Source organism: Streptococcus sp. STR1/CE/0325, from assembly GCF_055386095.1.
The window spans coordinates 1,469,789-1,495,598 of the sequence record NZ_AP045018.1 but is presented as its reverse complement, the minus strand read 5'-3'; the positions used below and the strand labels follow the sequence as shown (position 1 = coordinate 1,495,598).

General features: G+C 43.8%; 24 protein-coding genes. 16 read left to right on the top strand and 8 right to left on the bottom strand.

Annotated features, from left to right (window positions below):
* Window positions 1–97 precede the first annotated feature (97 nt).
* The 4 genes from ACZ49W_RS07215 (at window position 98) to ACZ49W_RS07200 (ending at window position 4,221) form a co-directional block, all read left to right on the top strand.
* Complete coding sequence (locus ACZ49W_RS07215) at window positions 98–832, top strand: class I SAM-dependent DNA methyltransferase (protein ID WP_464814641.1); 735 nt, start codon at window positions 98–100, stop codon at window positions 830–832.
* Entirely contained in the window at window positions 829–1,923 is a 1,095-nt protein-coding gene (locus ACZ49W_RS07210; RefSeq protein WP_464814640.1) for a nucleotidyltransferase, read from the top strand. The genes ACZ49W_RS07215 and ACZ49W_RS07210 overlap by 4 nt, the downstream gene beginning before the upstream one ends.
* Before the next feature lie 159 nt (window positions 1,924–2,082).
* Entirely contained in the window at window positions 2,083–3,393 is a 1,311-nt protein-coding gene (locus ACZ49W_RS07205) for a hypothetical protein (protein ID WP_464814639.1), read from the top strand.
* 111 nt (window positions 3,394–3,504) lie between these two features.
* Complete coding sequence (locus ACZ49W_RS07200) at window positions 3,505–4,221, top strand: YebC/PmpR family DNA-binding transcriptional regulator (protein ID WP_464814638.1); 717 nt, start codon at window positions 3,505–3,507, stop codon at window positions 4,219–4,221.
* Between the two features lie 85 nt (window positions 4,222–4,306).
* On the opposite strand, the gene ACZ49W_RS07195 is transcribed toward ACZ49W_RS07200, so the two are convergent.
* Window positions 4,307–5,716, bottom strand: a complete 1,410-nt coding sequence (locus tag ACZ49W_RS07195) for a peptide MFS transporter (protein WP_464814973.1) — start codon at window positions 5,714–5,716, stop codon at window positions 4,307–4,309.
* Between the two features lie 303 nt (window positions 5,717–6,019).
* Here ACZ49W_RS07195 and ACZ49W_RS07190 point away from each other — a divergent pair, with 303 nt between their 5' ends.
* The 6 genes from ACZ49W_RS07190 (at window position 6,020) to ACZ49W_RS07165 (ending at window position 11,931) form a co-directional block, all read left to right on the top strand.
* Window positions 6,020–6,853, top strand: coding sequence for an amino acid ABC transporter substrate-binding protein (locus ACZ49W_RS07190; protein ID WP_464814637.1), 834 nt, complete (start codon window positions 6,020–6,022; stop codon window positions 6,851–6,853).
* 169 nt (window positions 6,854–7,022) lie between these two features.
* Window positions 7,023–7,877, top strand: a complete 855-nt coding sequence (locus ACZ49W_RS07185; protein WP_464814636.1) for a MetQ/NlpA family ABC transporter substrate-binding protein — start codon at window positions 7,023–7,025, stop codon at window positions 7,875–7,877.
* A 14-nt stretch (window positions 7,878–7,891) separates the two neighbouring features.
* Complete coding sequence (locus ACZ49W_RS07180; protein ID WP_464814635.1) at window positions 7,892–8,743, top strand: MetQ/NlpA family ABC transporter substrate-binding protein; 852 nt, start codon at window positions 7,892–7,894, stop codon at window positions 8,741–8,743.
* A 75-nt stretch (window positions 8,744–8,818) separates the two neighbouring features.
* A complete protein-coding gene (locus ACZ49W_RS07175) occupies window positions 8,819–10,180 on the top strand; it encodes a M20/M25/M40 family metallo-hydrolase (protein ID WP_464814634.1) in 1,362 nt (453 codons plus the stop codon).
* Window positions 10,173–11,237 (top strand): methionine ABC transporter ATP-binding protein, encoded by a 1,065-nt coding sequence (locus ACZ49W_RS07170; RefSeq protein WP_464814633.1) that lies wholly within the window; start codon window positions 10,173–10,175, stop codon window positions 11,235–11,237. Before ACZ49W_RS07175 ends, ACZ49W_RS07170 begins: the two co-directional genes overlap by 8 nt.
* A gap of 1 nt (window position 11,238) precedes the next feature.
* Window positions 11,239–11,931, top strand: coding sequence for a methionine ABC transporter permease (locus ACZ49W_RS07165; RefSeq protein WP_464814632.1), 693 nt, complete (start codon window positions 11,239–11,241; stop codon window positions 11,929–11,931).
* A gap of 51 nt (window positions 11,932–11,982) precedes the next feature.
* On the opposite strand, the gene ACZ49W_RS07160 is transcribed toward ACZ49W_RS07165, so the two are convergent.
* The 7 genes from ACZ49W_RS07160 to ACZ49W_RS07130 form a co-directional block, all read right to left on the bottom strand.
* Window positions 11,983–12,834, bottom strand: coding sequence for an acyltransferase (locus tag ACZ49W_RS07160; protein ID WP_464814631.1), 852 nt, complete (start codon window positions 12,832–12,834; stop codon window positions 11,983–11,985).
* A 118-nt stretch (window positions 12,835–12,952) separates the two neighbouring features.
* Window positions 12,953–13,378: a hypothetical protein gene (locus tag ACZ49W_RS07155; RefSeq protein ID WP_464814630.1), complete on the bottom strand. Its 426-nt coding sequence runs from the start codon at window positions 13,376–13,378 to the stop codon at window positions 12,953–12,955.
* Between the two features lies 1 nt (window position 13,379).
* Window positions 13,380–13,628, bottom strand: a complete 249-nt coding sequence (locus ACZ49W_RS07150; protein WP_464814629.1) for a hypothetical protein — start codon at window positions 13,626–13,628, stop codon at window positions 13,380–13,382.
* Between the two features lie 66 nt (window positions 13,629–13,694).
* Window positions 13,695–14,519 carry a barstar family protein gene (locus ACZ49W_RS07145; RefSeq protein ID WP_464814628.1) on the bottom strand — a complete coding sequence of 275 codons (825 nt, stop codon included), beginning with the start codon at window positions 14,517–14,519 and terminating at the stop codon, window positions 13,695–13,697.
* A 57-nt stretch (window positions 14,520–14,576) separates the two neighbouring features.
* Window positions 14,577–15,146 (bottom strand): hypothetical protein, encoded by a 570-nt coding sequence (locus ACZ49W_RS07140; RefSeq protein WP_464814627.1) that lies wholly within the window; start codon window positions 15,144–15,146, stop codon window positions 14,577–14,579.
* A 50-nt stretch (window positions 15,147–15,196) separates the two neighbouring features.
* The gene (locus tag ACZ49W_RS07135) at window positions 15,197–17,191 is read right to left on the bottom strand and encodes a LysM peptidoglycan-binding domain-containing protein (protein WP_464814626.1); all 1,995 of its coding nucleotides are present in this window, start codon (window positions 17,189–17,191) and stop codon (window positions 15,197–15,199) included.
* Between the two features lie 126 nt (window positions 17,192–17,317).
* Complete coding sequence (locus tag ACZ49W_RS07130; RefSeq protein WP_464814625.1) at window positions 17,318–17,977, bottom strand: hypothetical protein; 660 nt, start codon at window positions 17,975–17,977, stop codon at window positions 17,318–17,320.
* Window positions 17,978–18,308: 331 nt separating this feature from the next.
* Between ACZ49W_RS07130 and brnQ the strand changes: the two genes are divergently transcribed.
* From brnQ to ACZ49W_RS07100, 6 genes are all read left to right on the top strand, one after another.
* Window positions 18,309–19,643, top strand: coding sequence for a branched-chain amino acid transport system II carrier protein (gene brnQ / locus ACZ49W_RS07125; protein ID WP_464814624.1), 1,335 nt, complete (start codon window positions 18,309–18,311; stop codon window positions 19,641–19,643).
* Window positions 19,644–19,761: 118 nt separating this feature from the next.
* A complete protein-coding gene (gene sstT / locus ACZ49W_RS07120; RefSeq protein ID WP_464814623.1) occupies window positions 19,762–20,979 on the top strand; it encodes a serine/threonine transporter SstT in 1,218 nt (405 codons plus the stop codon).
* A gap of 91 nt (window positions 20,980–21,070) precedes the next feature.
* Window positions 21,071–22,057, top strand: coding sequence for a LacI family DNA-binding transcriptional regulator (locus tag ACZ49W_RS07115; protein WP_464814622.1), 987 nt, complete (start codon window positions 21,071–21,073; stop codon window positions 22,055–22,057).
* A 137-nt stretch (window positions 22,058–22,194) separates the two neighbouring features.
* Window positions 22,195–23,214 (top strand): hypothetical protein, encoded by a 1,020-nt coding sequence (locus ACZ49W_RS07110; protein ID WP_464814621.1) that lies wholly within the window; start codon window positions 22,195–22,197, stop codon window positions 23,212–23,214.
* 14 nt (window positions 23,215–23,228) lie between these two features.
* Window positions 23,229–24,185, top strand: coding sequence for an NAD(P)-dependent oxidoreductase (locus tag ACZ49W_RS07105; RefSeq protein ID WP_464814620.1), 957 nt, complete (start codon window positions 23,229–23,231; stop codon window positions 24,183–24,185).
* An 88-nt stretch (window positions 24,186–24,273) separates the two neighbouring features.
* Complete coding sequence (locus tag ACZ49W_RS07100) at window positions 24,274–25,725, top strand: PTS galactitol transporter subunit IIC (RefSeq protein WP_464814619.1); 1,452 nt, start codon at window positions 24,274–24,276, stop codon at window positions 25,723–25,725.
* Window positions 25,726–25,810 lie beyond the last annotated feature (85 nt).

The following is a 25,810-nucleotide window of genomic DNA, read 5'->3' as shown; positions in this document are numbered from 1 at the left end:
GGTCTTTTATCTTGTTGTGAGTGACCTTTATCACTGACAAGTGAAATTGAACCCCACCCTACGGCATTTGTATCTTGTTTAAGAGAGAGGAGAAAAAATGAGGAGTTACGAGACTTTTGCTCAGGTTTATGATGCGATTATGGACGATAGTCTTTACGATCAGTGGACAGATTTTAGTTTACGCCATATCCCTAAAGGGAAGAAAGCGCTCTTGGAACTGGCTTGTGGCACAGGGATTCAGTCCCTACGTTTTTCGGAGGCTGGTTTTGAGGTGACGGGTCTAGACTTGAGTGCTGAGATGCTGGCACTCGCCCAAAAACGTGCGCAGGAAGCTAAGGCAGACATCACCTTCGTTGAGGGGAATATGCTTGATTTGTCTGCTCTGGGGCAGTTTGATGCAGTGACCTGCTATTCGGATTCGATTTGCTACATGGCAGATGAGGTAGAGGTGGGCGATGTCTTTGTCCAAGTGGCAGAGCATTTGAATGAGGGGGGCATCTTTATCTTTGATGTCCATTCGACCTACCAGATTGATGAGGTCTTTCCGGGTTATAGTTATCATGAAAATGCTGAGGATTTTGCCTTTGTCTGGGACAGTTACCCAGATGAGCCGCCACATTCCATCGTTCATGAATTGACCTTTTTTGTCAAGGACAAGGACGGTCGTTTTACCCGTTTTGATGAATACCATGAAGAGCGGACCTATGAACTGTTGACCTATGATATCTTACTAGAGCAGGCCGGTTTTAAGCAGGTTGCGGTCTATGCCGACTTTACCGATCAGGCTCCAGATGACACCAGCAAACGTTGGTTTTTTGTGGCGCAAAAATGACAGTAACCGGTATTATTGCAGAATTTAATCCCTTTCATAATGGCCATCAGTACCTCTTAGAGCAGGCAAAGGGGACTAAAATCATTGCCATGAGCGGCAATTTCACACAACGTGGGGAACCGGCTCTGGTGGACAAGTGGACGAGGGCTAAGATGGCGCTGGCTCAAGGAGCAGATGTAGTGGTGGAGTTGCCTTTTTTGGTGAGTTGTCAGTCGGCTGATTATTTTGCTCAAGGAGCGGTGTCGATTTTAGATCGCCTAGAGATTGAGCAGTTGACCTTTGGCACCGAAGAAATGGTGGACTATAACCATTGTCTAGCTATCTACAAGGAAAAAAAAGAGGAGATGACGGCTTTTCTAGCAAGTCTCCCTTCGCATCTCTCCTACCCTCAAAAAACGCAGGCCATGTGGCAGACCTTTACAGGTCTTGCTTTTACAGGCGAGACTCCCAATCATATCTTGGCGTTAGCTTATGTCAAAGCCTGCGTGGATCGCTCCATCTATTTAGCTCCTGTTCAGCGTCTGGGCGCTGGTTTTCATTCGCTGGAAAAGGAGACCGATTTGGCGTCCGCCTCTGCCATTCGTCACCATCTCGATGATAAGGCGTTCTTGAGTCGGGTCATGCCAGATGCAGACCTCTTACTGTCTTCAACTTTGGTGTCTTGGGATAATTATTGGGAACTTCTGCGTTATCAGATTTTAGTGACACCTGATTTGACCGACTTTTTCCAAGTTAATCAAGAAATCGCTAGTCGCATCAAGGAAGCCGTCAAAACAGCGACCAACCTAGAGGACTTAGTAGCCAAGGTCGCAACCAAACGTTACACCAAGGCAAGAATTAGACGCCTACTGGCTTATATTTTGGTCGGTGCCAAAGACAGCCCCCTGCCCAATGCAGTGCGAATCCTTGGCTTTTCTCAAAAAGGCAGAGAACACTTATCTAGCATCAAACATCAGGTGGAACTGGTGACACGGATTGGTCAAAAACCTTGGGATAGCACCAGCCAAAGAGCTGATCAGATCTACCAACTCGGACATGCCAATATCTCCGAACAGAATTTTGGCCGACGGGTCTTGTGGCAGGAAGGATAAAATGAGAGTATAAAGGAAGAAAAATCAAAAAAAATTGACAAAGTCTTATCAAATGGATGGCTTCCGATTATAAGAGGTGCTTCTATTGGTTTAATAGTTGATGTTATTCTTATTGTCGGCAAGTTTTATTCTTGTTATATTCCTCTCATAGGGAGTTTTGTGAAAAATCTATGTGAACAATTATCACAAGGTGAAATTCTAGCAACTATTTTAATTGCTTTTCCAACAGCGATAACTTGGAAGGAAGAAATCAAGAAAAATAGGGAAGAAAAGTTATCGAGAATGAAAGATGAACTGCAAGAACATTTTCAAGATATTTTAAAGTTGATGCAGGATAAGAAAGATACGATGATTGTAATCAGTCAGATTGATTTTTTATTAGCTGGAATAGAAAGTAGAAAAAAAGATTTTGAACATAATTTTCCAGACGCTTCACTACTAATAGATTACTATTATCTATTTTATTCTTTTCAAAGTTATCTCGCGAAATTAGAAGATCCTGAATCTGATTCTGATGTTAAATTTGATATGGAGTTGATTGATTCTGTAACGAAGACGAACGATAAGATTTTAGAGTATCTAGGTTTTGAAGAGAAAAAGAAGAAGGAAGAAGAGGAAGAAAATAAGGAAGAGAAAGAAGAAAGGAAGAAAGCGGAAGAGAAGAAAGCGGAAGAGAAGAAAGAAAAAATCAGAAAACTTACGAGAACTAATAAACATCTAATATTAGGTATTGATTTCACTACATCGAGAGTTAATGACCTATTTAATGATATTAGTAATCAAGATAGCTTTACTCTTAAATATTGTAAATTAAACAAAGTAAAAGATGAAGATAGTATAAGTTACATCTATTGTCAAGATAAAGACGGAAATCCATATCCACCTGAAGAAACACGGAGCGAAGCTACTAAGCCTACAGAGAAACAAACTCAAAGTAGCAAGTCTGCCGAGTTTACAGATACGCAAACTCAAAATAGCGAAGAAGTAACAGAAAATCCAAATGATTCTGGGAAGATTGATAAATTCGATGAGGAAATTAGAGAAACACGAGATAAGAAAATTAATCTTTCAAATCCAAAGTATGACATAAAAGCTTATAAAATTTCTGATATTTCATTGAGAACTAACAAAGCTGTCAAGAATAAGATTATAGAGTTGATAAAGAGTAAGCAAGATTTAGAAGGCAAAGAATGTTGGGTATCATTAAGTGCCAATTATAATGAAGAAAATGACAAAACTTACGAGCAAACAGGAATAAGATCTTGGCATGGTTTATCACCAGAGACTATTGAGAAGAATGATGTGTTTATTTTTGCTATTCGCTTGAGTAAAAAAGAAGAAGATAAACAAGAGTTTCTCAGTATTGTCGTACCAAAAGAGACGTGGAGACAAATGGAAATTGATGGTGAGAAAAAACTTTCCAGAAAATCTTATGATTTATACTTCGCAGTTGATAAAATTAATGCTTAATTTATATCTGATTTTTGACAGAATTTTGTTAGAAAAATTATCTAACCATTTACCATTTTTGGACAACGTGATATAATAAAAAGGACTGATAAAAGAAGAAGGAGACTCTTTATGGGACGCAAATGGGCCAATATTGTGGCGAAAAAAACCGCCAAAGACGGCGCAAATTCTAAAATTTATGCCAAATTTGGTGTGGAAATCTATGTAGCAGCAAAACAAGGGGAGCCAGATCCAGAATCCAACTCAGCCCTCAAATTTGTCTTGGAACGTGCCAAGCAAGCACAAGTGCCAAAACACGTCATTGATAAGGCTATTGACAAGGCAAAAGGCAATACTGATGAGACTTTCGTAGAGGGACGTTATGAAGGCTTTGGACCAAATGGTTCGATGATTATCGTCGATACCCTCACGTCAAACGTCAACCGTACTGCGGCAAATGTACGTGCTGCTTATGGTAAAAATGGCGGTAACATGGGGGCAGCTGGTTCTGTTTCTTACCTTTTCGATAAAAAAGGAGTCATCGTTTTTGCAGGAGAGGATGCAGATAGTATCTTTGAGCAACTGCTTGAAGCGGACGTTGATGTGGAAGATGTAGAAGCAGAAGATGGGACCATCACGGTTTACACTGCCCCAACCGATTTGCATAAGGCTATTGTAGCCCTTCGTGAATCTGGCATTGCAGAGTTCCAAGTGACCGAGTTAGAAATGATTCCTCAATCAGAAGTGACCTTGGAAGGGGATGACCTTGCCACCTTTGAAAAACTCGTTGATGCTCTTGAAAGCGACGATGATGTTCAAAAAGTTTACCACAATGTAGCTGATTTTTAAAATAGATAAAAACCGTTTGGAAAACTCCAAACGGTTTGATTTTTTAGTCACAATCTGAAGAGCTTGAAGCTTTCAGATGTTCTGATTATTGAATCCCTGCCATCAATTTTTTGATGCGTGGGACCATGAGAAAGAGGATGAGACCAAGTCCGATAGCCATACCACCGATGATACCAAAGTACGCCATTTCAGTTTCTTTGGTGTAGAATTTAACGACCTGTGCGTTAAAGGCTTGGGCAGCTGCACTAGTCAAGAACCAAATACTCATCATTTGTGCCTTGAAGGCTTTTGGTGCGAGCTTGGTCGTTACTGATAGACCGATTGGAGAGATGAGCATCTCACCGATAATGATGATAGCCCAGCTACCGACCAACCACCAAGGGCTAACCTTGGCATTGACACCATGAAGGGCAATCGGAAGCATCATCCAGATGAAAGAAAGCCCAGCTGCAACAAGTCCGTAAGAGAACTTGGCAGGTGAAGATGGTTGCTTGTCACCTAATTTAGACCAAAGGCTGGCAAAGATTGGGACATAAAGCATGACAAAAAGTGGGTTCAAACTTTGGAAGAAGCTTGATGGAATGCTGATGTTGTTCCCAAAGATGTTAAAGGCAAGCTGTGTTTGCTCGTCTGCAAAGAGAGCCAAAACGACCGCTCCTTGCTCCTCAATCGCCCAGAAAAGTGCTCCTGCAATGAAAAGCGGGATATAAGAGAGAACGCGTGAACGCTCATCACTGGTGATTTTTGGACTAGAGAGAATCTTGATAAAGTAGTAAACAGGTATAACAAGCGCCACAATGGTGAAGAAGTTAACCACGTTTTCAACATTAAAGGAATTAGTCAACCAAGCAACAAGTACCAAGCCAGCGAGGGCAAGAAGGGCAATGATTGTATTGCGGGTAAAGGTTGCTTTTTCTTCTGGTTTTAGTGGGTCAGTTGGTTTTAGTGTGCTTTCTGGAAGGTATTTGCGTCCGTCAATCACATATTGGACCAAACCAAAGAACATTCCGATGGCAGCGAGTGAGAAACCAAGGTGGAAGTTGACATCTTGACCAAGGTAGCCAACCGCGTAAGGCGCGATAAAGGCACCGAAGTTAATCCCAAAGACGAAGATAGAAAATCCAGCATCACGACGGGTGTCGTTTTCCTTATAAAGGCTTCCGACCATTTCAGAAACGTTTGGCTTCAAAAAACCAGTTCCGATGATGATGAGGGCCATAGAAGCAAAGAGGGCTGAGGCACCAAATGGTAGGGCAAGAGCGATGTGACCAAGCATGATAAGAACCCCACCGTAAAAGACGGTTTTACGGGTACCAAGTAGCCTGTCTGCTACAAAACCACCGATGGTTCCAGAAAGGTAAACCAAAGAACCATAGATGGACATAATAGAAGCAGCAGTCGCCTTGTCAAATCCTAATCCACCCTTAGACACGCTATAATACATGTAAAAGAGGAGGATAGCGCGCATACCGTAGTAACTGAAACGCTCCCACATCTCTGTGAAGAAGAGCGTCGCAAGACCTCTAGGATGTCCTAGAAAAGTCTTTTCGTTATTTTGCATAACAATCTCCTTATAAAAATAATAATACAATCTATTATAGGCTAAAAGGTCGCTCTTGTCAATGATATTTGAGTTTTCAGTTTTTTCAAAGGAAAAAAATACGCTTTTTTAGTATAAAATACGGCTCCATACTTGGCTTTGATAACTTGACCCTATCACTCTGATAAGGAAATGGTATTGGTCAAAGACCATCAAACATGGTAGAATAATGAGAAAGAACAGCAAAGGAGTAAACGTATGTCTTTGAAAAAAATCTTGAGTTTTGGTGCCTTATCCCTTGCAACCGTAGCGCTTCTAGCGGCATGTGGCTCAAATAACAGCAAGTCATCAGATAGTAGCTCAAAAGGAAAAGAAAAAATCACCCTAGCAACTGTTGGAACAACTCGTCCCTTCTCTTATGAAGATGAAAAAGGCAACCTCACTGGCTATGACATTGAGGTAGCAAAAGCGATCTTTAAGGATAGCGACAAGTATGAAGTGACCTATCAAAAGACAGAATGGTCTTCTATCTTTACTGGACTAGATAGCGATAAGTTCCAAATGGGTGCCAACAATATCAGCTACACCAAGGAGCGGGCAAATAAGTACCTCTACTCAAACCCTATCGCTTCTAACCCTAACGTTTTGGTCGTACCAAAAGACAGTAACATCAAGTCTTATGACGATATTGTCGGGCACTCTACTCAGGTTGTTCAAGGAACGACCTCAGCTGCCCAGCTAGAGGCTTTCAATAAAGAGCATGACAGCAACCCTGTCAAACTCAACTACACCAGCGAAAACATCAGTACCATGCTTCGTAATGTCAATGAAGGGCAATACGACTTTAAGATTTTTGATAAGATTGCCGTGAACGCCATCATCAAGAGCCAAGGTCTAGATAACTTGAAGGTGATTGATATGCCAAGCGATCAACAACCTTACGTTTACCTCATCTTTGGTCATGACCAAAAAGACCTCCAAGCCTTTGCGGATAAACGCATCAAGGAACTCTACAAAGATGGCACCCTCGAAAAGCTATCTGAAAAATACCTCGAAGGCAACTACCTGCCAAAAGAAGAGGATGTGAAATAATCATGAGACCAGTCTGGGAGAGTATCTCTCAGACTTTTTTGGTACGGTCAGATTCATAAAAAGATAACCATATAGTTTAAAACTATAATAATGACTAAAAAATAACACTTTGATTTTTATAATCCCCTGTGAGATAATAGGACCATCAAACAAGAAGGGGTGAGACCTTATGAATTGGAAAAAACTATTAGGAATCGCTAGTGTCTCTTTGGCAGTCGGCTTGGTACTCGTGGCTTGCGGGGCAAAGAAGTCTGCAGATGATAAAAATACCATCAAGATTGGGGTCATGACCAAGAGTGAGTCAGACGAAGCCAGATGGAAGAAAATCGAGGAGCTTCTTAAAAAAGAAGATGTGACCTTGAAGTTCACCGAGTTCACGGATTATTCACAGCCCAATAAGGCGCTGGCTAATGACGAGATTGATGTCAATGCCTTTCAGCACTACAATTTCATGAACAACTGGAACAAGGAGCACAAGGGTGATATTGTAGCGGTGGCAGACACCATTATCAGCCCGATTCACCTCTTCTCAGGCATTGATGGTAGTGGTAAAGCCAAGTACAAAGATGTGAAGGATCTTCCAGACGGTGCCACCATTGCCATTCCAAATGATCCGACCAATGAAAGTCGTGTTCTCTATATCTTAGCAGATGCAGGGCTCATCAAGCTCAATGTGTCTGGTGATAAATTTGCGACAATCGCCAATATCACAGACAATCCAAAGAAATTTAAAATCGAGGAGTTAGAGGCTAGTCAAACAGCACACGCCCTTAGCTCAGTGGATGCAGCCTTTGTCAACAACAACTATGCTGTAGCCGCTAACCTAGACTATAAGACCTCTATCTTAACGGAAAAAGTTGGGGAGAACTCTAAGCAGTGGATTAACGTGATTTCCGCTCGTAAGGGTTGGGAGAAATCACCAAAAGCTGATGCCATCAAAAAATTGGTCAAGGCTTATCATACTGATGAAGTGAAAAAAGTGATTGACGAAAGTTCAAAAGGCATTGATGTGCCTGTTTGGTAGAAAGAAGGAAAGATATGAACATCAAAAAATGGTTGGGATTAGCAGCAGTAGTAACAGTAGCAGGACTTGGTCTAGCAGCTTGTTCTAGTGGTAATAAAGAATCGGATAATAAGACCGTTAGAGTCGGCATCATGGCTAAAAATGCTTCTGAGGAGGCACGCTGGAATAAGGTCAAAGAATTGGTTGAAAAAGATGGAGTGAAACTTGATTTTAAAGAGTTTACAGACTACTCTCAGCCCAATAAAGCCCTTGCCAACAATGAAGTGGATATCAATGCCTTCCAACACTATAACTACTTGAATAACTGGAATAAGGAAAATAAAAAAGATTTGATTGGCATTGCTGAGACTTATCTCTCACCAATGCGCCTTTATTCAGGTATCAAGGACGGTAAAAATCGCTACACCAGCCTAGACCAATTACCTGATAAGGCTAGTATTGGTATTCCAAATGATGCGGTCAATGAAAGTCGTTCCCTTCGCCTCTTGCAACAAGCAGGACTGTTGACCTTAAAAGATTCCAAAAAAGAATTGGTCACCGTAGCAGACATCAAGGATAATCCAAAACACTTGGAAATCAAAGAACTTGATGCCAGCCAAACGGCTCATTCGCTGTCTTCGCTTGATGCGGCTATTGTCAATAATGACTTTGTGTCAGAAGCTAAGATTGACTACAAAAAAGCCCTCTATGTGGAAAAAGCAGATGGTGACAGCAAACAATGGATTAACTTGATTGCAGCTCAAAAAGATTGGGAAAAATCACCAAAAGCTGATGCCATTAAAAAGGTGATTGAAGCCTACCACACAGATGAAGTGAAAAAGATTATCGAAAAGAGTTCTGATGGCTTAGATCAACCGGTTTTCTAAAGCCGTTGTCATAAAGAACAATGAAGAGGAGTGGACGCTTGGTTTCGCCTCTTCTTTCATGTAGGAGGAGTAAGGATGCTGTTAGAGGACATACGAGCACTTGAGTTGGACCCAGTGGTCAAGGACTATCTCTTGGTTTTAGAGAAGCTCATTGCCAAACGCTCGATTTTTGCACAAGAGGTTGGTTTAAAGGAGGCTGCCCTTTATTTGAAGGAGATTTTTGAGGCGGCAGGTGCTGAGGTGACTTTAGATGATGCTTTTAGCGCCCCTTTTGTCCTAGCGCGTTTTGCTTCGCCTCGTAAGGACGCTAAGACCTTGATTTTTTACCAGCATTACGATACGGTACCAGCCGATTATGCTGAGGAATGGACGACCCCTCCTTTTTCACTACGTTACCGAGAAGGCAAGCTCTACGGACGTGGGGTGGATGATGACAAGGGGCATATCATTGCACGCTTGAGCGCGGTGGTGTCTTACTTGCAGGAAAATGAGGAACTACCTGTTCACATTGTCTTTATGATGGAGGGGGCTGAAGAGTCGGCTTCGGTGGACTTGGAGCGTTATCTCAAGCGCTATAAAGGCCAGCTGGCTGGATCGGATTTGCTGATCTGGGAACAGGGCGGTCGCAATGAAGCAGAACAACTGGAATTTTCAGGTGGAAATAAGGGCATTGTGACTTTTGACTTGCGGGTCAAAAGTAGCGATGTGGATTGCCATTCGAGTTTGGGGAGTGTGATTGAGTCTAGTTCTTGGTATCTGATTCAAGCCTTGTCCAGTTTGAGAGACAAAGAAGGTCGGATTTTAGTGGATGGGCTTTATGAGAAAGTTATTCCGCCAACGCAAAGGGAACGAGATTTAGTTAAGCAGTACGCCAGACATCAGGCAGAGGATTTGCAACAGGTCTATGGTCTTCGTTTACCGCTTTTGGTTGAAGAGCGTGAAGCCTTTTTGGAACGGCTCTTCTTTGAGCCATCTCTCAATATTGAGGGCATCACATCTGGTTATCAAGGACAAGGGGTCAAAACCATTTTACCAGCAAAAGCTAGTGTGAAAGCAGAGGTGCGCTTGGTTCCAGGTCTAAAACCCAAGGAAGTGCTAGACTTGATTCGGGCGCAGTTGGTGAAAAATGGCTTTGATCAGGTTGAGGTGGTCTATACGTTGGGTGAGGAGAGCTACCGCAGTAGCCTGTCTGCACCGTCTGTCTTAGGCTTGGTTGCGCTAGCCCAAAAGGCTTCTGAAAAAGGGGTGAGTTTGCTGCCGACTAGTCTTGGGACAGGTCCCATGCACACGGTCTTTAGCGCCTTAAAGGTACCGATGGTGGCTTTTGGTCTGGGTTATTCAGGCAGTCGCGATCACGGCATAGATGAAAATATCCGCTTGAGTGATTATGTGGAACATGTGGCATTAGTAGAGGAGTTGATTGCAAGTTATGAGTAAAGAAATTATCACGTTAGACCATATTGATGTGGTTTTTGAACAAAAAAAACGTCGGATAGAGGCGGTCAAGGATGTGACCATTCATATTAATCAAGGGGACATTTATGGGATTGTGGGGTATTCAGGAGCTGGGAAATCTACCCTTGTTCGTGTCATCAATCTCTTGCAGGTACCGACCTCAGGTACCATCGTAGTCGATGAGGATGTGCTTTTTGATGAGAAAAAAGTCCAGTTGACGACAACGAGCCTGCGTGAAAAACGTCGGGATATTGGAATGATTTTTCAGCATTTCAACCTGATGAATCAGCTAACTGCAGAAGAAAATGTCGCCTTTGCCCTCAAACATTCCTCCCTTTCTAAAGAAGAGAAAAAAGAAAAGGTCAAACGCCTGTTAGACTTAGTGGGCTTGTCTGAGCGAGCGGAAAATTATCCCTCCCAGCTCTCTGGTGGTCAAAAACAGCGGGTGGCGATTGCGCGTGCCTTGGCCAATGATCCTAAGATCCTCATCTCAGATGAGGCAACCTCAGCCCTTGATCCCAAAACGACCAAGCAGATTTTGGCGCTTCTACAAGAGCTTAATCAAAAACTAGGTTTGACAGTGGTCCTCATCACCCATGAGATGCAGATTGTCAAAGACATTGCCAACCGTGTTGCGGTCATGCAAGACGGAAACTTGATTGAAGAAGGATCAGTGCTTGACATCTTCTCAAATCCCAAAAAAGATTTGACCAAAGACTTTATCAATACCGCAACAGGAATCGAGGAAGCCTTGGTCAAAATCGAGAAACAAGCCTTGGTACAAAATCTACCTGCCAATAGCTTACTCGTGCAGATGAAGTATGCTGGCAACTCTACGGATGAGCCGATTTTAAATCAAATCTACAAACGCTTTGAGGTGACGGCTAATATCCTCTACGGCAATATCGAGATTTTAGATGGAACACCAGTTGGCGAGATGGTCGTGGTTCTCTCAGGGGAGAAAGAGGCTCTAAAAGAAGCCCAAGATGCTATTACTCAAGCTGGTGTCAGCTTACATGTGTTAAAGGAGGGAAAGTAAGATGCTAGACTTGATACAAACTTATATGCCCAATGTGTATCAAATGGGATGGAGCGGCCAAGCTGGCTGGGGAACAGCTATTTATCTGACCCTTTATATGACAGTGGTTTCCTTTTTAATCGGAGGCAGTGTGGGCCTTGGTGTGGGCTTGCTCTTGGTCCTTACGCGTCCAGGTGGGGTGCTGGAAAATAAGGTGGCTTATTGGCTCTTAGACAAGGTGACCTCTATCTTTCGTGCCATTCCTTTCATCATCTTGCTGGCCTTTTTGTCACCATTTGCTTATCTGATTGTTGGGACAGGGATCGGTCCCAATGCGGCCTTGGTTCCCCTATCCTTTGCGACCTTTGCTTTTTTTGCCCGTCAGGTGCAGGTGGTTCTCTCAGAGCTGGACAGTGGGATCATTGAGGCGGCTCAGGCCAGTGGGGCGACTTTTGGCGATATTGTCGGGGTGTATCTCAGAGAGAGTCTGCCTGACTTGATTCGGGTGACGACGGTGACCTTGATTTCCCTCGTGAGTGAAACCGCCATGGCAGGCGCGGTTGGTGCAGGAGGGATTGGAAATGTCGCGATTTCCTACGGTTATAACCGCTTCAATCATGATGTGACCTTGCTTGCGACCTTCATTATCGTGGTTATCATTTTCATCATCCAGTTTATCGGTGATTTTTTGACCAAAAAAATTAGTCATAAATAAAGCAAAACAGCCTAAAGATAGCATCTTTGGGCTGTTTGTTATGCTGTGGGATTAGAGCTGGAGCAGGTCTTGGATGATGTGAATCATTTGATCAGGGTCTTGAGTGGAAACGACGGTAGAAAGTTCTGGTTTGTGACTGGTGGTGTCAAAGGCGAGGATGGGCTTTCCTTGCAGGTGAGCTTGTGCTAGAATATCATCCACTTCGTTCCAATGATTGATGTCCAGATAGACATCTGCTTTTTCGAGGAGAAATGCAATGAGATCCGTTTGGATATTGGGGTAGAGGGTGACATTTTCATGCTCTCCAAAGGCTTCTAGACTGGGTGACATGGAGGTTTTGGCAGCGATATGAAAGGCGACATCTGGTAGAGCGGCAATGAGATGAGCCAGGTGCTCAATCTGATCGGAATTGGTTAGGATAAAGGCGTGGTGCTGGTGTTGACGTCTTTGGCTGATGAGGAGTTGGGTGCCATTTTTTACGATGGTATTAGAGGCGATGTCCTTGTAGATGAGGCAATTCGCCCCGATGATGACATTGTCACCAATCGTGACACCTGCTAAAATGGTGCTATTTGCCCCAATCCAGCAGTTGCGCCCAATGTGGATGGGAGCTGTGGTAAAATCACCTTTAGCCGTATGGTAGTTGGTGTAGCGATGATTGTTGTCAAAAAGACAAACCCCGTCACCAAACATGGTGTCCTTTCCAACGTGAATCTTCTCCAAGCATTTGATGGAGCAACGGTTATTAAAAAAGACCCCATCTTCAAGGATAAGCTCAGCCTCCCCACCTACCCAGACCGAAGAAAAAGGATAGAGAAAGACCTCTTTGCCAATCTCTACCTTGGCGCTAGGGTCAATATAGATATGGTAAAAATCCCCATTAATAATAAAATCGTGGCTCATAGAAAGCTCCTTTCTGCTTAGGCGTGACTGCTTTTTTCTATTGTAGCATAAAATGAGAGAAGCGGAGAAAAAATCCCAGAGTTATCATAACTTTGGGATAGTTTTTGGGAAGTAAAGATTAGTCTTTTTTCTCCCAATAGAAGGTTTTGTCGCTTCTTTTAAATCGTTCAGCAGTAATAGATCGACAAACGACCGTCATAGAAAGAGTTGTCAAGTCAATATCGAATTTGAAGAATTCAGGTTCTTCTTGGTAGATACTGGGACGAATCCATTGAATATCAAATACTGGACAATAGCCAGATTTTTCTTGATTTGTTTTTAAATAATCATCACTCCAATCACCGTCCGTTTCGTAGTTGACCTTATAGCAGTGAAAAAAGCTGATTTTCCAATAGTAATCATACCCTTCGTAGTCATCAAAATAAATGGAGAGTTTATCTAAGTGATAATTTATAGTTACATCGAAAGTATGCATATCGTGTAAATGTATAGAGTTGAGTTTTTCTTGAATGGCTTCGAGAGTAGTCAAGTACTCGTTTTTCATTTTATTTCCCCCTGTATTGTAGGTAAGTTTCTTCTGTCCAAGGGATGTGAGACTCGGGACTGGTACGGTCAACAATATTTCCCTTAATGTCTAAAGGATTTCCATCTTTATCGTAGATGTGGATGTGCTGATAAGGTGTATTAGCATCAGAGCCTGCTGGATCCACTCGGATACGGAAGTACCTAGGATCCTTTTTGTTTTCATAAGATCCTTCAGGCCGTTTGATATGAATTCGTCCATTATTCTCCAAAGCCTCCCATCCTGTCGCATCGGCGATTGCCTTCCATTCTCCAGCAGATAGGGTGAGGAGTTGTTGCTAGTCCTTGATCCAGTACATTTGAAAGGATTTGAGCTGTTTTGGTCTATCCCCGATAAACTCATCTTTGGAGAGCCAGTATCCCAAATCACCTGACCAAAAATGTAGGGTATCTAGGAACAAGAGAGAAAGAAATTGATATTTACTTGGATCCTCTTTCATAAAGTCCTCAAATTGTTTGATGATGAGGACATAGCCTGAGGCATCTATCCATGAGAGGTCACGTAGCCCTTTTTTAAGATCGTCCAGATTTTGACAAGGGGGGAGTTGGTAGGCGTTTTCTAGGATGGCTAGAAGTTCCCTCTCAGACTGGATGGTTGCCCCGTCTAGGATGACCACATGCTGGTCGTCTGGGATGGGGATGTCGTCTAGGTGATGAGCCAGCTGGACTTGGTTGTTGATCCGCTCTTGATTGGGTGAGGGAGCTGGGAGTGAGAGGGGGCTGTTGTTGACCAAGTAAACTTGGAAACTTTTTGTTTCACCTCCAACCATACAATTCAGAATTTCTCCTTCCCACCATGGTAGGACAGAACCAGATAGAATATATAAAAAGAGATTTTTAATATCACTATCCTCACTCATAAAATTATTAAACTGATCAATGGCTAGTACGTACCCCTCAGCGTTTAGCCAATCTAAGTCTCTAATCCAGTCACTTACAGCAGCCCAATTGTGGTAGTCTGGCATGTGATAGAGGTGTCCTAGGGCTGTTAGGATATCTGAATCAGATTTTAGATAGAGTGCTTGATCAAGGACAGCCAAGTGATGATTGTCTGGGATGGGGATCTGGCTTAAGTCCTCAACGATGTGGATGTTGTTTTGCATAGTTGCCTCCTAGGGTAGAAAAATATGGAGCTGTTACGCATAAGAATATAGGAGATTTTACCATTTTTTTCCGTTGCCGTAAGGAATAACTCCGTCAAAATTATTTTCTTGCCAAAAAAAGTGATGTTCTTTTCGTTTGACTCTTTTAACAGACACTTGACGACAAACGACTGTTAAAAATAATTTTCGAGTTGTTAGAGAAATTTTCATAAAATGTGGTTCTTCAACATAGATAGGCTTCCATTCTGTTTGTTCTTCAGGGCTTGGTGACATTATAATATCTGTTCTAGGTTCTTTGTCAAAAATGTTCACCTCAACATTTGCAAAGCCTAAATGTCCTAGCTCTGGTAAGGAGCTATCTGAAACATGCGTTAAGGATCGATAGTGGGCATCTGTTTCATAGTGAACTTCTCCACAGGATAAAAAGGTTATCTGCCACATCTCATCGTTTACTTCTTTTGTGTCTAGATAAATGACAATTTCATCTAAAAAGTAATGTGCCTCAATGTTAAAAATAACAGGATCATAAGCGAAGAGTTGATTAAGTAACTCTTCGACTTTCTCGACTTTTTCTTTAGTGATAACAGGTTGAGAAAACTTTTTAGCTTGAGAATAGACTTGTCTCATATTTTGTACCTTTCTTTTATTAAAGATAGATTAATGATAGTAAGTCAATTTTACCACCATTTTGCCCAAGGAATATGTCCTTTTTCGTCTGATTCTTGAACGATATTTCCATCAATATCCAGTAAATTTCCGTCTATGTCATAGACGTGAATATGATCATATTTTGTTACTTTATCTGGTGGATCAGTCCGAATCTTGAATTTTCCGTTATGTTTGACATGGATAAATTTTCCATGTTCGTCTATAGTCCATCCCTTGTCTGCATTCGCTTTTACAAGTTTTCTCCAATCAGAGACACTCATATCATGAATTTCTTTAACAGTGAGGTCATCTAATGTTTTGTGAAGTAGTAGAAGAGTAGCCGTATCCACTTGAGGCGGATGAACGGTGATATGTCCTTCTTCTTCTGGCAGTGGATCTGCGATCACGCCTCCATTTTCCAGTCCCACAGTTGGTGGGTTAGGTTGTTTGGTGATCGGATTTTCAGGTTCAGGTAGGGGTTCTGTGGTGATATGGGGCTCGGCTTCAGGGAGTGGAAAACCTGTCACAGGAGGGTGTGTGAGAGCAGGGTCTGGGTCTAGGAATTTCTCAATGATCAGGCTTTGCCCAGGGTGGATGAGGTTATTGGCGATATTGTTCCACTTGATGAGATCGCTCATCTTGATGCGAAATCGGTTGGCGATGCCCCAGACGGAGTCTCCAGACTTAACTTTGTAGGTCTTAGCCCCTTTTGGAATGGAGCGGATGTTACGTCCTGTTTTGATGGTTAGGATTTGCCCCGGATGGATGAGATTGCTGGTGAGGCCATTCAAGTTTTTCAACTGCTCAATCGTCACCCCGTACTGATGACCGATGAGCCAGAGAGATTCGCCAGCATTGACCACGTGTTGCACGGGTGGGATAGTGGTTGGTTTAGCGATTGGGGTTTCACTGGCTTTGGTGATGGGCGCACCGATTGTGATCACTTGCCCCGGATGGATGGTGTTGTTGATGATCCCATTCCACTTGATCAGATCTGCCATAGAGATCCCAAACTGATGGGCAATCCCCCAAACGGAGTCCCCCGGTTTAATGGTATAAGTGGGTCTAGCAGGGGTAGTAGTGGTTGGTTTTGCCACCGGTTTAAGGGCAGGAGTTGTGATCCCCATCTTGACAATCACGGGTTGCCCTGGGTGGATGAGGTTGTTGACAATATGGTTCCACTTGATAAAGTCTGCCATGGAGATCCCGTATTTGTGGGAGATGGACCAAACGGACTCTCCGCTGAGGACGGTGTGGAGGAGATTGCCTGCCTCTTCGATCGTTTTTTCACCGACAATGAGTTGATCCCCAGGATAAAGGACATTGTCCACAATACCGTTCCACTGTCTGAGATCGCTCATGGAAATGCCGTATTTGTGAGCAATAGACCAAACAGACTCACCTGAAACCACAGTATGGAAGGTGATGGCAGCTTCAAGCTTAGGAGCGAGAGAACTGGTGTCTGCTGTGAGTTGTGAGAGAATACCAGACTGTCTGAGACCGCCTGCTGTTAGTTTGGCTCTAGCACGTTGCGCCGTCCCTGAGGAAGAAGCAGTTCCTGTAAATTGGGAGATGGCGTTGCTGATCATAGTTCTAGCCAAAATAGGCGTTGTTCTGCGAAATTGCTGGTAGGCATTTCCGTAGAGTTGTTCTTGTTCTCTGGCGGTGATCCGCTGTTGGATGATCTGGCCAGAAGAGATCTTAGCGGCTTGATAAGTTGGTGGATTATAGTGGACGGGCTGGGCCGAATGGAAATGTTGATAAAGGAGATAGCCTCCATATGCAGCGCCCGCAACAACTGCAGCTCCAAGGATAACAGGAGCTGATACAACGGCTTCCACTGCAGCAAACCCCTCGATTGCCGTTTCAACAACAGCACCGAGAACAGCTCTGCCAGCATTGAGAATGGCACCTCCATTACTCATCAGTCCAGAGAAAAGGCCTCCTAAAACACCAGCGTTTCGAAAGGCAGAAGGGTGAGTCGGTGCCTCGTCTTTGATGGTGCCGTCTCGTTTTTGTGCCATGTCAAGGAGAGTATCAGCTAGTTCATCTTGTGTCTTGGCGTGAATGATCTGGTCAAACTCTTCCTTAGAACTGTCCGAGATTAGGTAGCTGACCAGGTCAGTGAGGTCGCTCGTCCGCTTGTAGGCTTAAAAGTATTCCTTAACCAGCTCTTTGTAGCGAGTTGGGTCTGTTTCTTTGTCTAAGGCCTCTAGCTGTTCAGTGGACAGGTAGGGCTTGATGTGGTCTAAAAAGTTAAGGGCTAAATCTTCCTCGGCTTGATTATCAAAGAGGTAGGTGAGAACCTTCTCTTTTTCGTCATCGTTTTTGGCCAAGTGAAAGAGGTGTCGCTCTTGTTGGTTAGCATTTTCGAGGTATTTTTTAGCGGTTTGTTCCAACTCCGCTTGATTCAAGGGCGATGAAGGATTAACCTCCTCCTTAGCAGAGAAAAAGCTTGCTTGTGCTTTAGCTTTTTGATCGGTGTGTTCAGGTGAGTCCAACTGTTGAGGCTGAGGGGCAGGCTCTTGTGGCTGAACCTTCTGTTCAGCCTTTTGGTAGATGTCTGTCTGGTCTTGTTCCCCTTTTTCTTGCTCTTGGTTTAGGGCAGGTGGACTTTCTGAAACTTGTGCTTGGACAGGGAGATCTTGGGAGACATCCTTATTCGCTGTTTCAGGAGTTGTCATCTGTCTCGCTGTCTGGGCTTCTAGGACCACGCTCTGCGCCTTGACTCCTTGTGGTGTTAGGATAAATCCTAGGAAAAGAGCCATCCCCAGTAACCAATGCTTAAAGGAATGTGGTGGTTTTTGCATCTATTTCCTCCTATGTTCTCAAATCTGCTGTTCATCTTGTTGAAGCCAACAAGGTGTTGGAGTGCCCGTCATTGCACCCTCGTCATCGTCCTTAGCCTCCTATGAATGAGTATACCAAAAAACGCTTTCATCTTCAATTTATTTCTTATTTTTCTTAAACCGAACGCTAGGGTTCTTCTGTTTCGAACCTGTGCTGAAAAAGAGGGAGAAAGTTCGGTTTTCTCTCAAAAAGAGGGGAATAGATTATTCAAAAGTAAAATAATTTGTGAATTGGCTCTTCCATTTATCTAAAAATTTGGTATAATGATAAAAAATGAAAAGGAGATTTGTGATGTTAAAAAAAGGATCGCTGACAGGCCTACTTTTATTTGGCATATTTTTTGGAGCGGGAAACTTGATTTTCCCTCCTAGTTTAGGGGCTTTGTCAGGCGGGAATTTCTGGCCGGCTATTGCTGGATTTGTCTTGTCTGGTGTGGGGATAGCCGTCTTGACCTTGGTGATTGGTACACTCAATCCAAAAGGCTATGTGCATGAGATTTCTACCAAGATTTCCCCCCTTTATGCCACGATTTATCTGGTGGCGCTCTATCTTGCCATTGGCCCTTTCTTTGCCATTCCTAGAACAGCCACCACAGCCTATGAGGTGGGGATAGCGCCGCTTTTACCTAGTGGGGTAGCTGGTCTTGGCTTGGTCATTTTTACGGTGATTTACTTTGCCATTGCCTACCTCATCGCTCTTAATCCTTCCAAGATCCTTGATAGTATTGGTCGAATTTTGACCCCAGTTTTTGCTATTTTGATTGTCATTTTGGTGGTGTTAGGGGCTGCCAAGTACGGTAGTCATCCGACCCAAGAGGCTGTTGGAACCTATGCTAATGCTGCTTTTGGAACAGGATTTTTAGAAGGTTATAATACGCTAGATGCTCTTGCTGCGGTTGCCTTTAGTGTGATTGCGGTTCAAACCTTGAAGCAACTCGGCTTTACCTCTAAAAAAGAGTACATCTCAACCATCTGGGTGGTGGGGATCGTTGTGGCACTTGCCTTTAGTGCTCTTTATATCGGTCTTGGCTTTTTGGGCAATCACTTCCCAGTGCCACAAGACATCATGACAGGCGATACCAATAAAGGGGTTTATGTCCTTTCTCAAGCGACCCAAGCTATTTTTGGTAGCAGCGCGCAAATCTTCCTTGCTGTTATGGTTGCCATGACCTGCTTTACCACAACGGTTGGTTTGATTGTGGCAACGGCTGAGTTTTTCCAAAAGACCTTCCCAAGATTTTCTTATAAGGTCTATACCACAGCCTTTACCTTGATTGGTTTTGCGATTGCAAATGTGGGATTAAATGCCATCATTACCTATTCAGTTCCTGTTTTGCTCTTGCTTTATCCGATTACCATTACGATTGTCATGATGGTCATGTTAAATCGCTTAGTTCCTCTTTCAAAACTTGGTATGCAGATCACCATGGGAGTGGTGAGCGTCCTATCCTTCCTTGTGGTTCTGGCTAGCCAGTTCAAGTGGGAAGGGGTGAGCAATATGATTAACCACCTTCCGTTTGCGGACGCTTCTATGCCGTGGTTAGTGCCAGCTTTACTTGGTCTTGCCCTGTCCTTGGTCCTTCCAGGTAAGCAAAAAGCCGAAAGTTTTGAGATAGATCAGCTTTAAAAGATAGTAAAAAGAGAATGAAATCCTTTTCATTCTCTTTTCTTAACTTGAAATTTTCTTTATTTTCTTATATAATAGGAGTTACACTGATTAAAGCGATGAATAAAAGGAGTATCAGATGAAACAAACACTTGCTATGTGGCAGCGACTGAGTTTGATTCAGCGCATTATTGTTGGGGTTTTTGTGGGCTTAATCTTGGGGCTTTTGTTACCCAAGTGGTCCGTTATTGGCCTTTTTGGAACGGTCTTTGTTGGTGCGCTAAAAGGCGTTGCCCCCGTCTTAGTCTTTGTCTTGGTCGCTTATGCGCTTTGTCAAACGCGTGAGGGACAACAAACCAACATGAAAACGGTCATCGTTCTCTACCTTGTCGGAACCTTTTCTGCGGCTTTGGTGGCGGTTGTGGCGAGTTTTCTATTTCCTGTTCGCTTGATTCTATCAGAAGGCGGGGGAGCTAAGGTTGCCAGTCAAGCTCCGCATGGGATTGCGGATGTCTTTCAAACCTTTTTGACCAACATTGTGGATAATCCTATCAATGCGATTGCGACAGCTAACTATATCGGTGTATTGGCCTGGGCAGTTTTGTTTGGTCTAGCCCTACGAAAAGCTAGTGATAGCGTCAAGGACCTTTTGGGCAATCTTTCTGATGCCACGTCACAAGTGGTTCAGTGGGTGATCAACTGTGCGCCTTTTGGGATTATGGGCTTGGTTTACACCACGGTTGCAGATAATGGTCTTGGTGTTTTGGGACACTACGGTCAGCTGCTCTTGTTACTGATTGGTACCATGGCAGTGGTGGCTTTGGTGGTCAATCCTTTGATTGCCTTTGTCATGATGCGAAAGAATCCTTATCCTTTGGTTTTTCGTTGCTTAAAAGAAAGTGGCTTGACTGCCTTCTTTACGCGCTCATCAGCTGCCAATATTCCAGTTAATATGAAACTCTGTGAAGATCTAGGTCTTGATAAGGATACCTACTCCGTGTCTATTCCTCTTGGAGCGACCATCAATATGGCAGGGGCAGCGATTACCATCACGGTCTTGACCTTGGCTGCGACCAATACCTTGGGCATTACGGTTGATTTTCCGACGGCCTTTCTCCTTAGTGTGGTAGCGGCTCTTTCAGCCTGTGGAGCTTCTGGTGTCGCTGGGGGGTCTTTGCTCCTTGTACCACTAGCTTGTAGCTTATTTGGTATTTCAAATGATTTGGCGATTGAAGTGGTGGGGGTTGGATTTATCATCGGAGTTATCCAAGACTCTTGTGAGACAGCCATCAACTCTTCGACAGATGTCCTCTTTACAGCTGTTGCGGAAAAATCAGCTTGGAAGAAAAAGGCTTAAAAGAGGGGGAAGATCCCTCTTTTTTGGTCCAAAATTCCCAAAGCGTGGTAAAATAAAACTATGAAAAGACGGCAAATCAAAGGAGAAGAAGATGTCAAAGAGGGTAACCATCAAAGATATCGCCAAACAAGTCGGGGTCTCTCCAGCTACGATTTCCTATTATATGAATGGAAATTACAAAAAAATGTCAGATGAGACCAAGGCACGCATTGCAGCAGTGATTGCAGAAACAGGCTATCAACCCAGTAAAGTGGCGCAAAGCCTCGTCACCAGAGATACCAAAACCATCGGGGTTGCTCTGGCGGATATTACCAACCCCTTTACCTCAACGATGATGAAGGGTATTTACGATGCCTGCAAAGAAAGAGGCTATGCGGTGACCTTTACCAATTCCGACAATGCTGTCGAAAGTGAGCTAGCTAGTCTGGTGCAATTACGTCAGCAAAATGTTTCAGGGATTATTCTTGACTCGGTTGATCCCAATCATCCGCAATTAGCTGATTTTGACTCTCAGCAACTGGTCATGGTCGATCGGCAAGCCAAAATCTTGCAATTTGACACGGTGGTATCGGATAATCAAGATTCAACCCAAGCATTTCTGGCACTGATGAAAGAAAAAGGCTATGAAACCATCTATTTTGTAACCTTTCCCTTATCTGGCATCTCGACCAGAGAGCTACGCTATCAAGCCTTTCAAGAAGTCATGCGTCAAAATCCTCTAGACCATCTCTTGACCTTGGGGGAAGAAGGGCTAAAAGACAAGGTAGAAAGGATCTTGAACAGCTCAACTGAAAAACCAGCCTTTTTTACCATGAATGGTCCGTCCTTACTGGCTTTTCTCCAACTGGTCAAGGATCTGCCCTTTAGTTACCCAGTGGACTTTGGCTTGGGCACCTATGAGGATTTGGACTGGATGAGTGCTCTAAACCCGGGTGTTTCAGCTATTCGCCAGGATTCTTATGCCATTGGCTGTGAGGCGGCTTTTTGTCTATTGGATAAGCTAGAAGAGGGAGATTTCTCTCGCTCTGCAGAGCTAAAGGTGGTCAAGAACCAGATTATTTTGAGGGATTCTTTTTAAAAAATGAGAATTTTCGATAGAAAGCGCTTGCTTTTTCGAAAGATAAGCGTTATAATAAGAGAGTAAGGTTAAGTTTAACGTTTAACCTATTCTTTTAAGGTTTTGAGTTAAACGTTTCACTAGAAAAGGAGGTTGCCATGCACATTCAAAAAATCCTCAGTCATCCCTTGGAGGCCTGTTATGCGGTCTGTCGTTTGACGGATACTGAGCATGATTTTCTTCTTGTGGCTTCGGAAGTGGATGACGCTTGCTACGCTTTTGATGTCCATCATGACTTTAAACGTATAGTGGTCTGGGAGCGTGTCGGTGGAACCATGAGTTTGATTCCGATTCCAGGGACCATGGATTTTATCGCCACCCAGCGCTTTTATCCGGGCTTTGATGCTAGTCGGTGTCAGCTGGTTTACGCTCGCTTTACAGGGGAGACTTGGGAGGTTGAAAAACTCATGGATTTCCCTTATTTGCACCGCTTTGATGTGATTGAGTCGTCTGCGGGGCTCTTGTTTGTGGGCTGCACCATTGCGAATTCTAAGGCCTTTGTCGAGGATTGGTCGGACAAGGGAGCGATTTTTGTGGGGCGCTTTGATGCGCACAAACGTCAGCTTCTAGACTTGCGCGCCTTGCCTCTTAGGTTGTTGAAAAACCACGGCTACTATGCGGTACATGAAGAGGGCTATTCTCTCATCACCAGTGTTGAAGGGATTTTCAAACTCACCTATCCAGATAAGTCAGATACCAAGGATTGGCGCTTGGATCAGCTCTTTTCAGAGGAAACTAGCGACGTGGTGTCTGTGGATTTGAATGGCGATGGGCAAAAAGAACAGGTCATCATCCAAGGATTTCACGGGGATGGTTTTCGGATTTTGTCTGAGGATTTCTCCCAAGAGCTCTACCGTCATCCGGAAAGAACGCCTTTTGGGCATGCCCTTTGGGCTGGTGAGCTGCTAGGTGAGCAGGTGGCTGTCTTTGGTTACAGGTCAGATCAAGCAGACTTGTATCTCTACCGCTTTGAAGAAGGCAAGCTCGTCTATGATGTGGTGGATGAAGGCAATGCCTCTAGTAACTGTTTGGCCTTTGAAAAAGAAGGACGGGCCTATATCTTCTCTGCCAATAATGGCAGGGGCGAAGTGGCCTTATATGAATTAAGTCATCATTAAAAGGAGGACAAAAGATGTCTAAGAAAAAAGTATTGGTAACGGGTATCGTTCCTAAAGAAGGTTTGGTCGAATTGATGGAAAAATTTGACGTGACCCATACAGAGGGTGAACCTTTCTCTCGTGACTATGTCTTGGAACACTTGGGAGAGTATGATGCTTGGCTTCTTATGGGGCAAAAAGGGGACAAGGAACTCCTTGATGCAGGCAAAAATCTAGAAATGATTTCCCTTAATGCAGTTGGTTTTGACCATGTGGATATCGCTTATGCTAAGGAAAAAGGCATCGTGGTGTCTAATTCTCCACAGGCTGTGCGTATCCCAACAGCTGAGATGACCTTTACCTTATTGCTAGCTGCAACCAAACGCCTCGCCTTTTATGACAAGGTGGTGCGTGAGGGAGGCTGGATTGACCCAAGTGAGCGCCGTTATCAAGGATTGACCCTCAGTGGAGCGACCTTGGGAATCTACGGTATGGGTCGCATCGGTTCAACTGTGGCAGGTTTTGCCAAGGCTTTTGGCATGAAGGTCTTGTACCATGATCCTTTCCGTATGCCAGAAGAAAGGGAAGCAGAACTCGGCGTGGAATACCGTGAGTTTGACGATTTGGTCCAAGAAGCCGATGTCATCACCATCCATGCGCCACTCTTAGAGTCCACCCGTCACAAGTTTAACAAGGATATCTTTAAGAAGATGAAGAACCGCAGTTACTTGGTCAATGCTGCGCGTGGTCCAATCGTTTCTGAAGAAGATCTCATCTGGGCTTTGGAAACTGGTGAAATCGCTGGAGCTGGACTAGACGTGTTTGAATTTGAACCAGAAGTGTCAGAACGCCTTAGAGCTTTGGATAATGTCATCATGGCGCCTCATGCAGGAACAGGAACTATTGAGGGCAGACGTACTCTGGCTAAAGAAGCAGCAGATAATATCATCGCCTTTTATGAGGGTCATCCGCAAAATGTGGTCAACCCTTAAAGCCATCACATGTGGGGAAGACATTGCTTCCCCACATCTTAGAACAGCTGTGTAAGCGCTTAAAAATTAAAATAGAAAAGGAAATCTTATGTTACAAGCACTTCATGACTTTTTCGATGTCTTTGGTGCATCGACTGTTGTTCCTATGATGATCTTCATCGTCAGCCTTTTTCTCAAGGTTCCGCCTAAAAAAGCCTTCTTTAGTGCCCTTCGTGCTGGGGTGGGTTTGACAGGATTTGGCTGGGTCATCTCGTCTTTTGCCCCTCTTGTGACCAAGTACATCCAGCAGATGGTCCAAACCACAGGGCTTAATTTGCCGATTGTGGATATTGGTTGGCAGGCAGGGTCTTTGACCGCCTTCTCTTCTGAGATTGGCCTATCTTTCTTCGTCTTTGGTCTTTTGATTGAGCTGGTCCTCTTTTTGGTGGGGATCACACGGGTCTTTGTTCCGTCCAACCTGTGGAATAACTTTGGTTACATGGTTTGGGGAACCATGATGTATGCCGCAACAGGGAATTTTGTCCTCTCCTTTGCCTTTATGGTTTTCGTCCTTCTTTACTCTCTCATCATGTCAGAAGTGGTGGCAGACCGCTGGGCGGATTACTACGGCGTAAAAAATGCGACCATCAACTCCATTCACAACATTGAAACCTTGATTCCTGCTCTCATTTTAGATCCGATTTGGAACCTTCTTGGGGTCAACAAGGTCAAGCTCAATCCAGAATCCTTGAAAAAGAAATTGGGGATTTTCGGAGAGCCTATGGTTCTAGGTTTTCTGCTTGGTCTTATCATTGGCGTTCTTGGCAGTCTCAAGGATTTAGGGAATATCAAGGCTTGGGGTGGTATCTTGAGTTTTGCGGTCGCTCTTGCGGCTGTGATGACCATCTTCCCGCTCATCACGGGTGTCTTTGCTTCTGCCTTTTCACCCCTTGCTGCGGCAGTTGAGAGCAACAAGAAAAAAGAAAGCGAAGACGAAAGTATCAACAATAAGAAACGTTGGTTTATCGCTGTGGACGATGGGGTTGGCTTTGGTGAACCTGCGACCATCATTGCTGGTTTGATTTTAGTACCGATTATGGTTTTGATTTCCTTGGTCTTGCCGGGAAACAAAGCGCTTCCGGTCGTGGATTTGATTGCCATTCCCTTTATGATTGAAGCTATGATTGCTGTAACCAAGGGTAATATCTTGAAAGCCATCTTAAATGGGATTATCTGGTTCTCTCTAGGGCTTTATGCCGCCTCTAGCCTTGGTCCGATTTACACCGATGCTGTCAAACAATTTGGTGCAGCCCTCCCTGCTGGTGTCACCCTCATTATGAGTTTTAACCTCTTGGCACACCCGCTGACGGCTCTTGTCTTTTTTGCTTGGCTATCTGGCAATCCTCTTTATATCGGTGTGAGCGTTGTTATTTATCTAGTCTTCCTCGTCTTATTGAGAACGAGACGTGACAGCATTTACAGCTACCTCAAGAAAATGGCAGACAAAAACAGTGGCTTTGAAGGAAGTACCGAGAAAATCTTTATCGGCGGAGATGAGTAGGAGAGCCTTCTCCTCCTAAAGTTACTGGGGAAAACTTCATTGCATCGAAAATTTCTGCCCAAGGCAGAATCGCGACTTTGTATCT

Excerpts from the sequence above, each read along its gene's own strand:
- ACZ49W_RS07215 (WP_464814641.1), top strand. The coding sequence starts at position 98 with ATGAGGAGTTACGAGACTTTTGCTCAGGTTTATGATGCGATTATGGAC.
- ACZ49W_RS07210 (WP_464814640.1), top strand. The coding sequence starts at position 829 with ATGACAGTAACCGGTATTATTGCAGAATTTAATCCCTTTCATAATGGC.
- ACZ49W_RS07200 (WP_464814638.1), top strand. The coding sequence starts at position 3,505 with ATGGGACGCAAATGGGCCAATATTGTGGCGAAAAAAACCGCCAAAGAC.
- ACZ49W_RS07195 (WP_464814973.1), bottom strand. The coding sequence starts at position 5,716 with ATGTGGGAGCGTTTCAGTTACTACGGTATGCGCGCTATCCTCCTCTTT.
- ACZ49W_RS07190 (WP_464814637.1), top strand. The coding sequence starts at position 6,020 with ATGTCTTTGAAAAAAATCTTGAGTTTTGGTGCCTTATCCCTTGCAACC.
- ACZ49W_RS07185 (WP_464814636.1), top strand. The coding sequence starts at position 7,023 with ATGAATTGGAAAAAACTATTAGGAATCGCTAGTGTCTCTTTGGCAGTC.
- ACZ49W_RS07180 (WP_464814635.1), top strand. The coding sequence starts at position 7,892 with ATGAACATCAAAAAATGGTTGGGATTAGCAGCAGTAGTAACAGTAGCA.
- ACZ49W_RS07175 (WP_464814634.1), top strand. The coding sequence starts at position 8,819 with ATGCTGTTAGAGGACATACGAGCACTTGAGTTGGACCCAGTGGTCAAG.
- ACZ49W_RS07170 (WP_464814633.1), top strand. The coding sequence starts at position 10,173 with ATGAGTAAAGAAATTATCACGTTAGACCATATTGATGTGGTTTTTGAA.
- ACZ49W_RS07165 (WP_464814632.1), top strand. The coding sequence starts at position 11,239 with ATGCTAGACTTGATACAAACTTATATGCCCAATGTGTATCAAATGGGA.
- ACZ49W_RS07160 (WP_464814631.1), bottom strand. The coding sequence starts at position 12,834 with ATGAGCCACGATTTTATTATTAATGGGGATTTTTACCATATCTATATT.
- ACZ49W_RS07155 (WP_464814630.1), bottom strand. The coding sequence starts at position 13,378 with ATGAAAAACGAGTACTTGACTACTCTCGAAGCCATTCAAGAAAAACTC.
- ACZ49W_RS07145 (WP_464814628.1), bottom strand. The coding sequence starts at position 14,519 with ATGCAAAACAACATCCACATCGTTGAGGACTTAAGCCAGATCCCCATC.
- ACZ49W_RS07140 (WP_464814627.1), bottom strand. The coding sequence starts at position 15,146 with ATGAGACAAGTCTATTCTCAAGCTAAAAAGTTTTCTCAACCTGTTATC.
- ACZ49W_RS07135 (WP_464814626.1), bottom strand. The coding sequence starts at position 17,191 with ATGGCACAAAAACGAGACGGCACCATCAAAGACGAGGCACCGACTCAC.
- ACZ49W_RS07130 (WP_464814625.1), bottom strand. The coding sequence starts at position 17,977 with ATGCAAAAACCACCACATTCCTTTAAGCATTGGTTACTGGGGATGGCT.
- brnQ (WP_464814624.1), top strand. The coding sequence starts at position 18,309 with ATGTTAAAAAAAGGATCGCTGACAGGCCTACTTTTATTTGGCATATTT.
- sstT (WP_464814623.1), top strand. The coding sequence starts at position 19,762 with ATGAAACAAACACTTGCTATGTGGCAGCGACTGAGTTTGATTCAGCGC.
- ACZ49W_RS07115 (WP_464814622.1), top strand. The coding sequence starts at position 21,071 with ATGTCAAAGAGGGTAACCATCAAAGATATCGCCAAACAAGTCGGGGTC.
- ACZ49W_RS07110 (WP_464814621.1), top strand. The coding sequence starts at position 22,195 with ATGCACATTCAAAAAATCCTCAGTCATCCCTTGGAGGCCTGTTATGCG.
- ACZ49W_RS07105 (WP_464814620.1), top strand. The coding sequence starts at position 23,229 with ATGTCTAAGAAAAAAGTATTGGTAACGGGTATCGTTCCTAAAGAAGGT.
- ACZ49W_RS07100 (WP_464814619.1), top strand. The coding sequence starts at position 24,274 with ATGTTACAAGCACTTCATGACTTTTTCGATGTCTTTGGTGCATCGACT.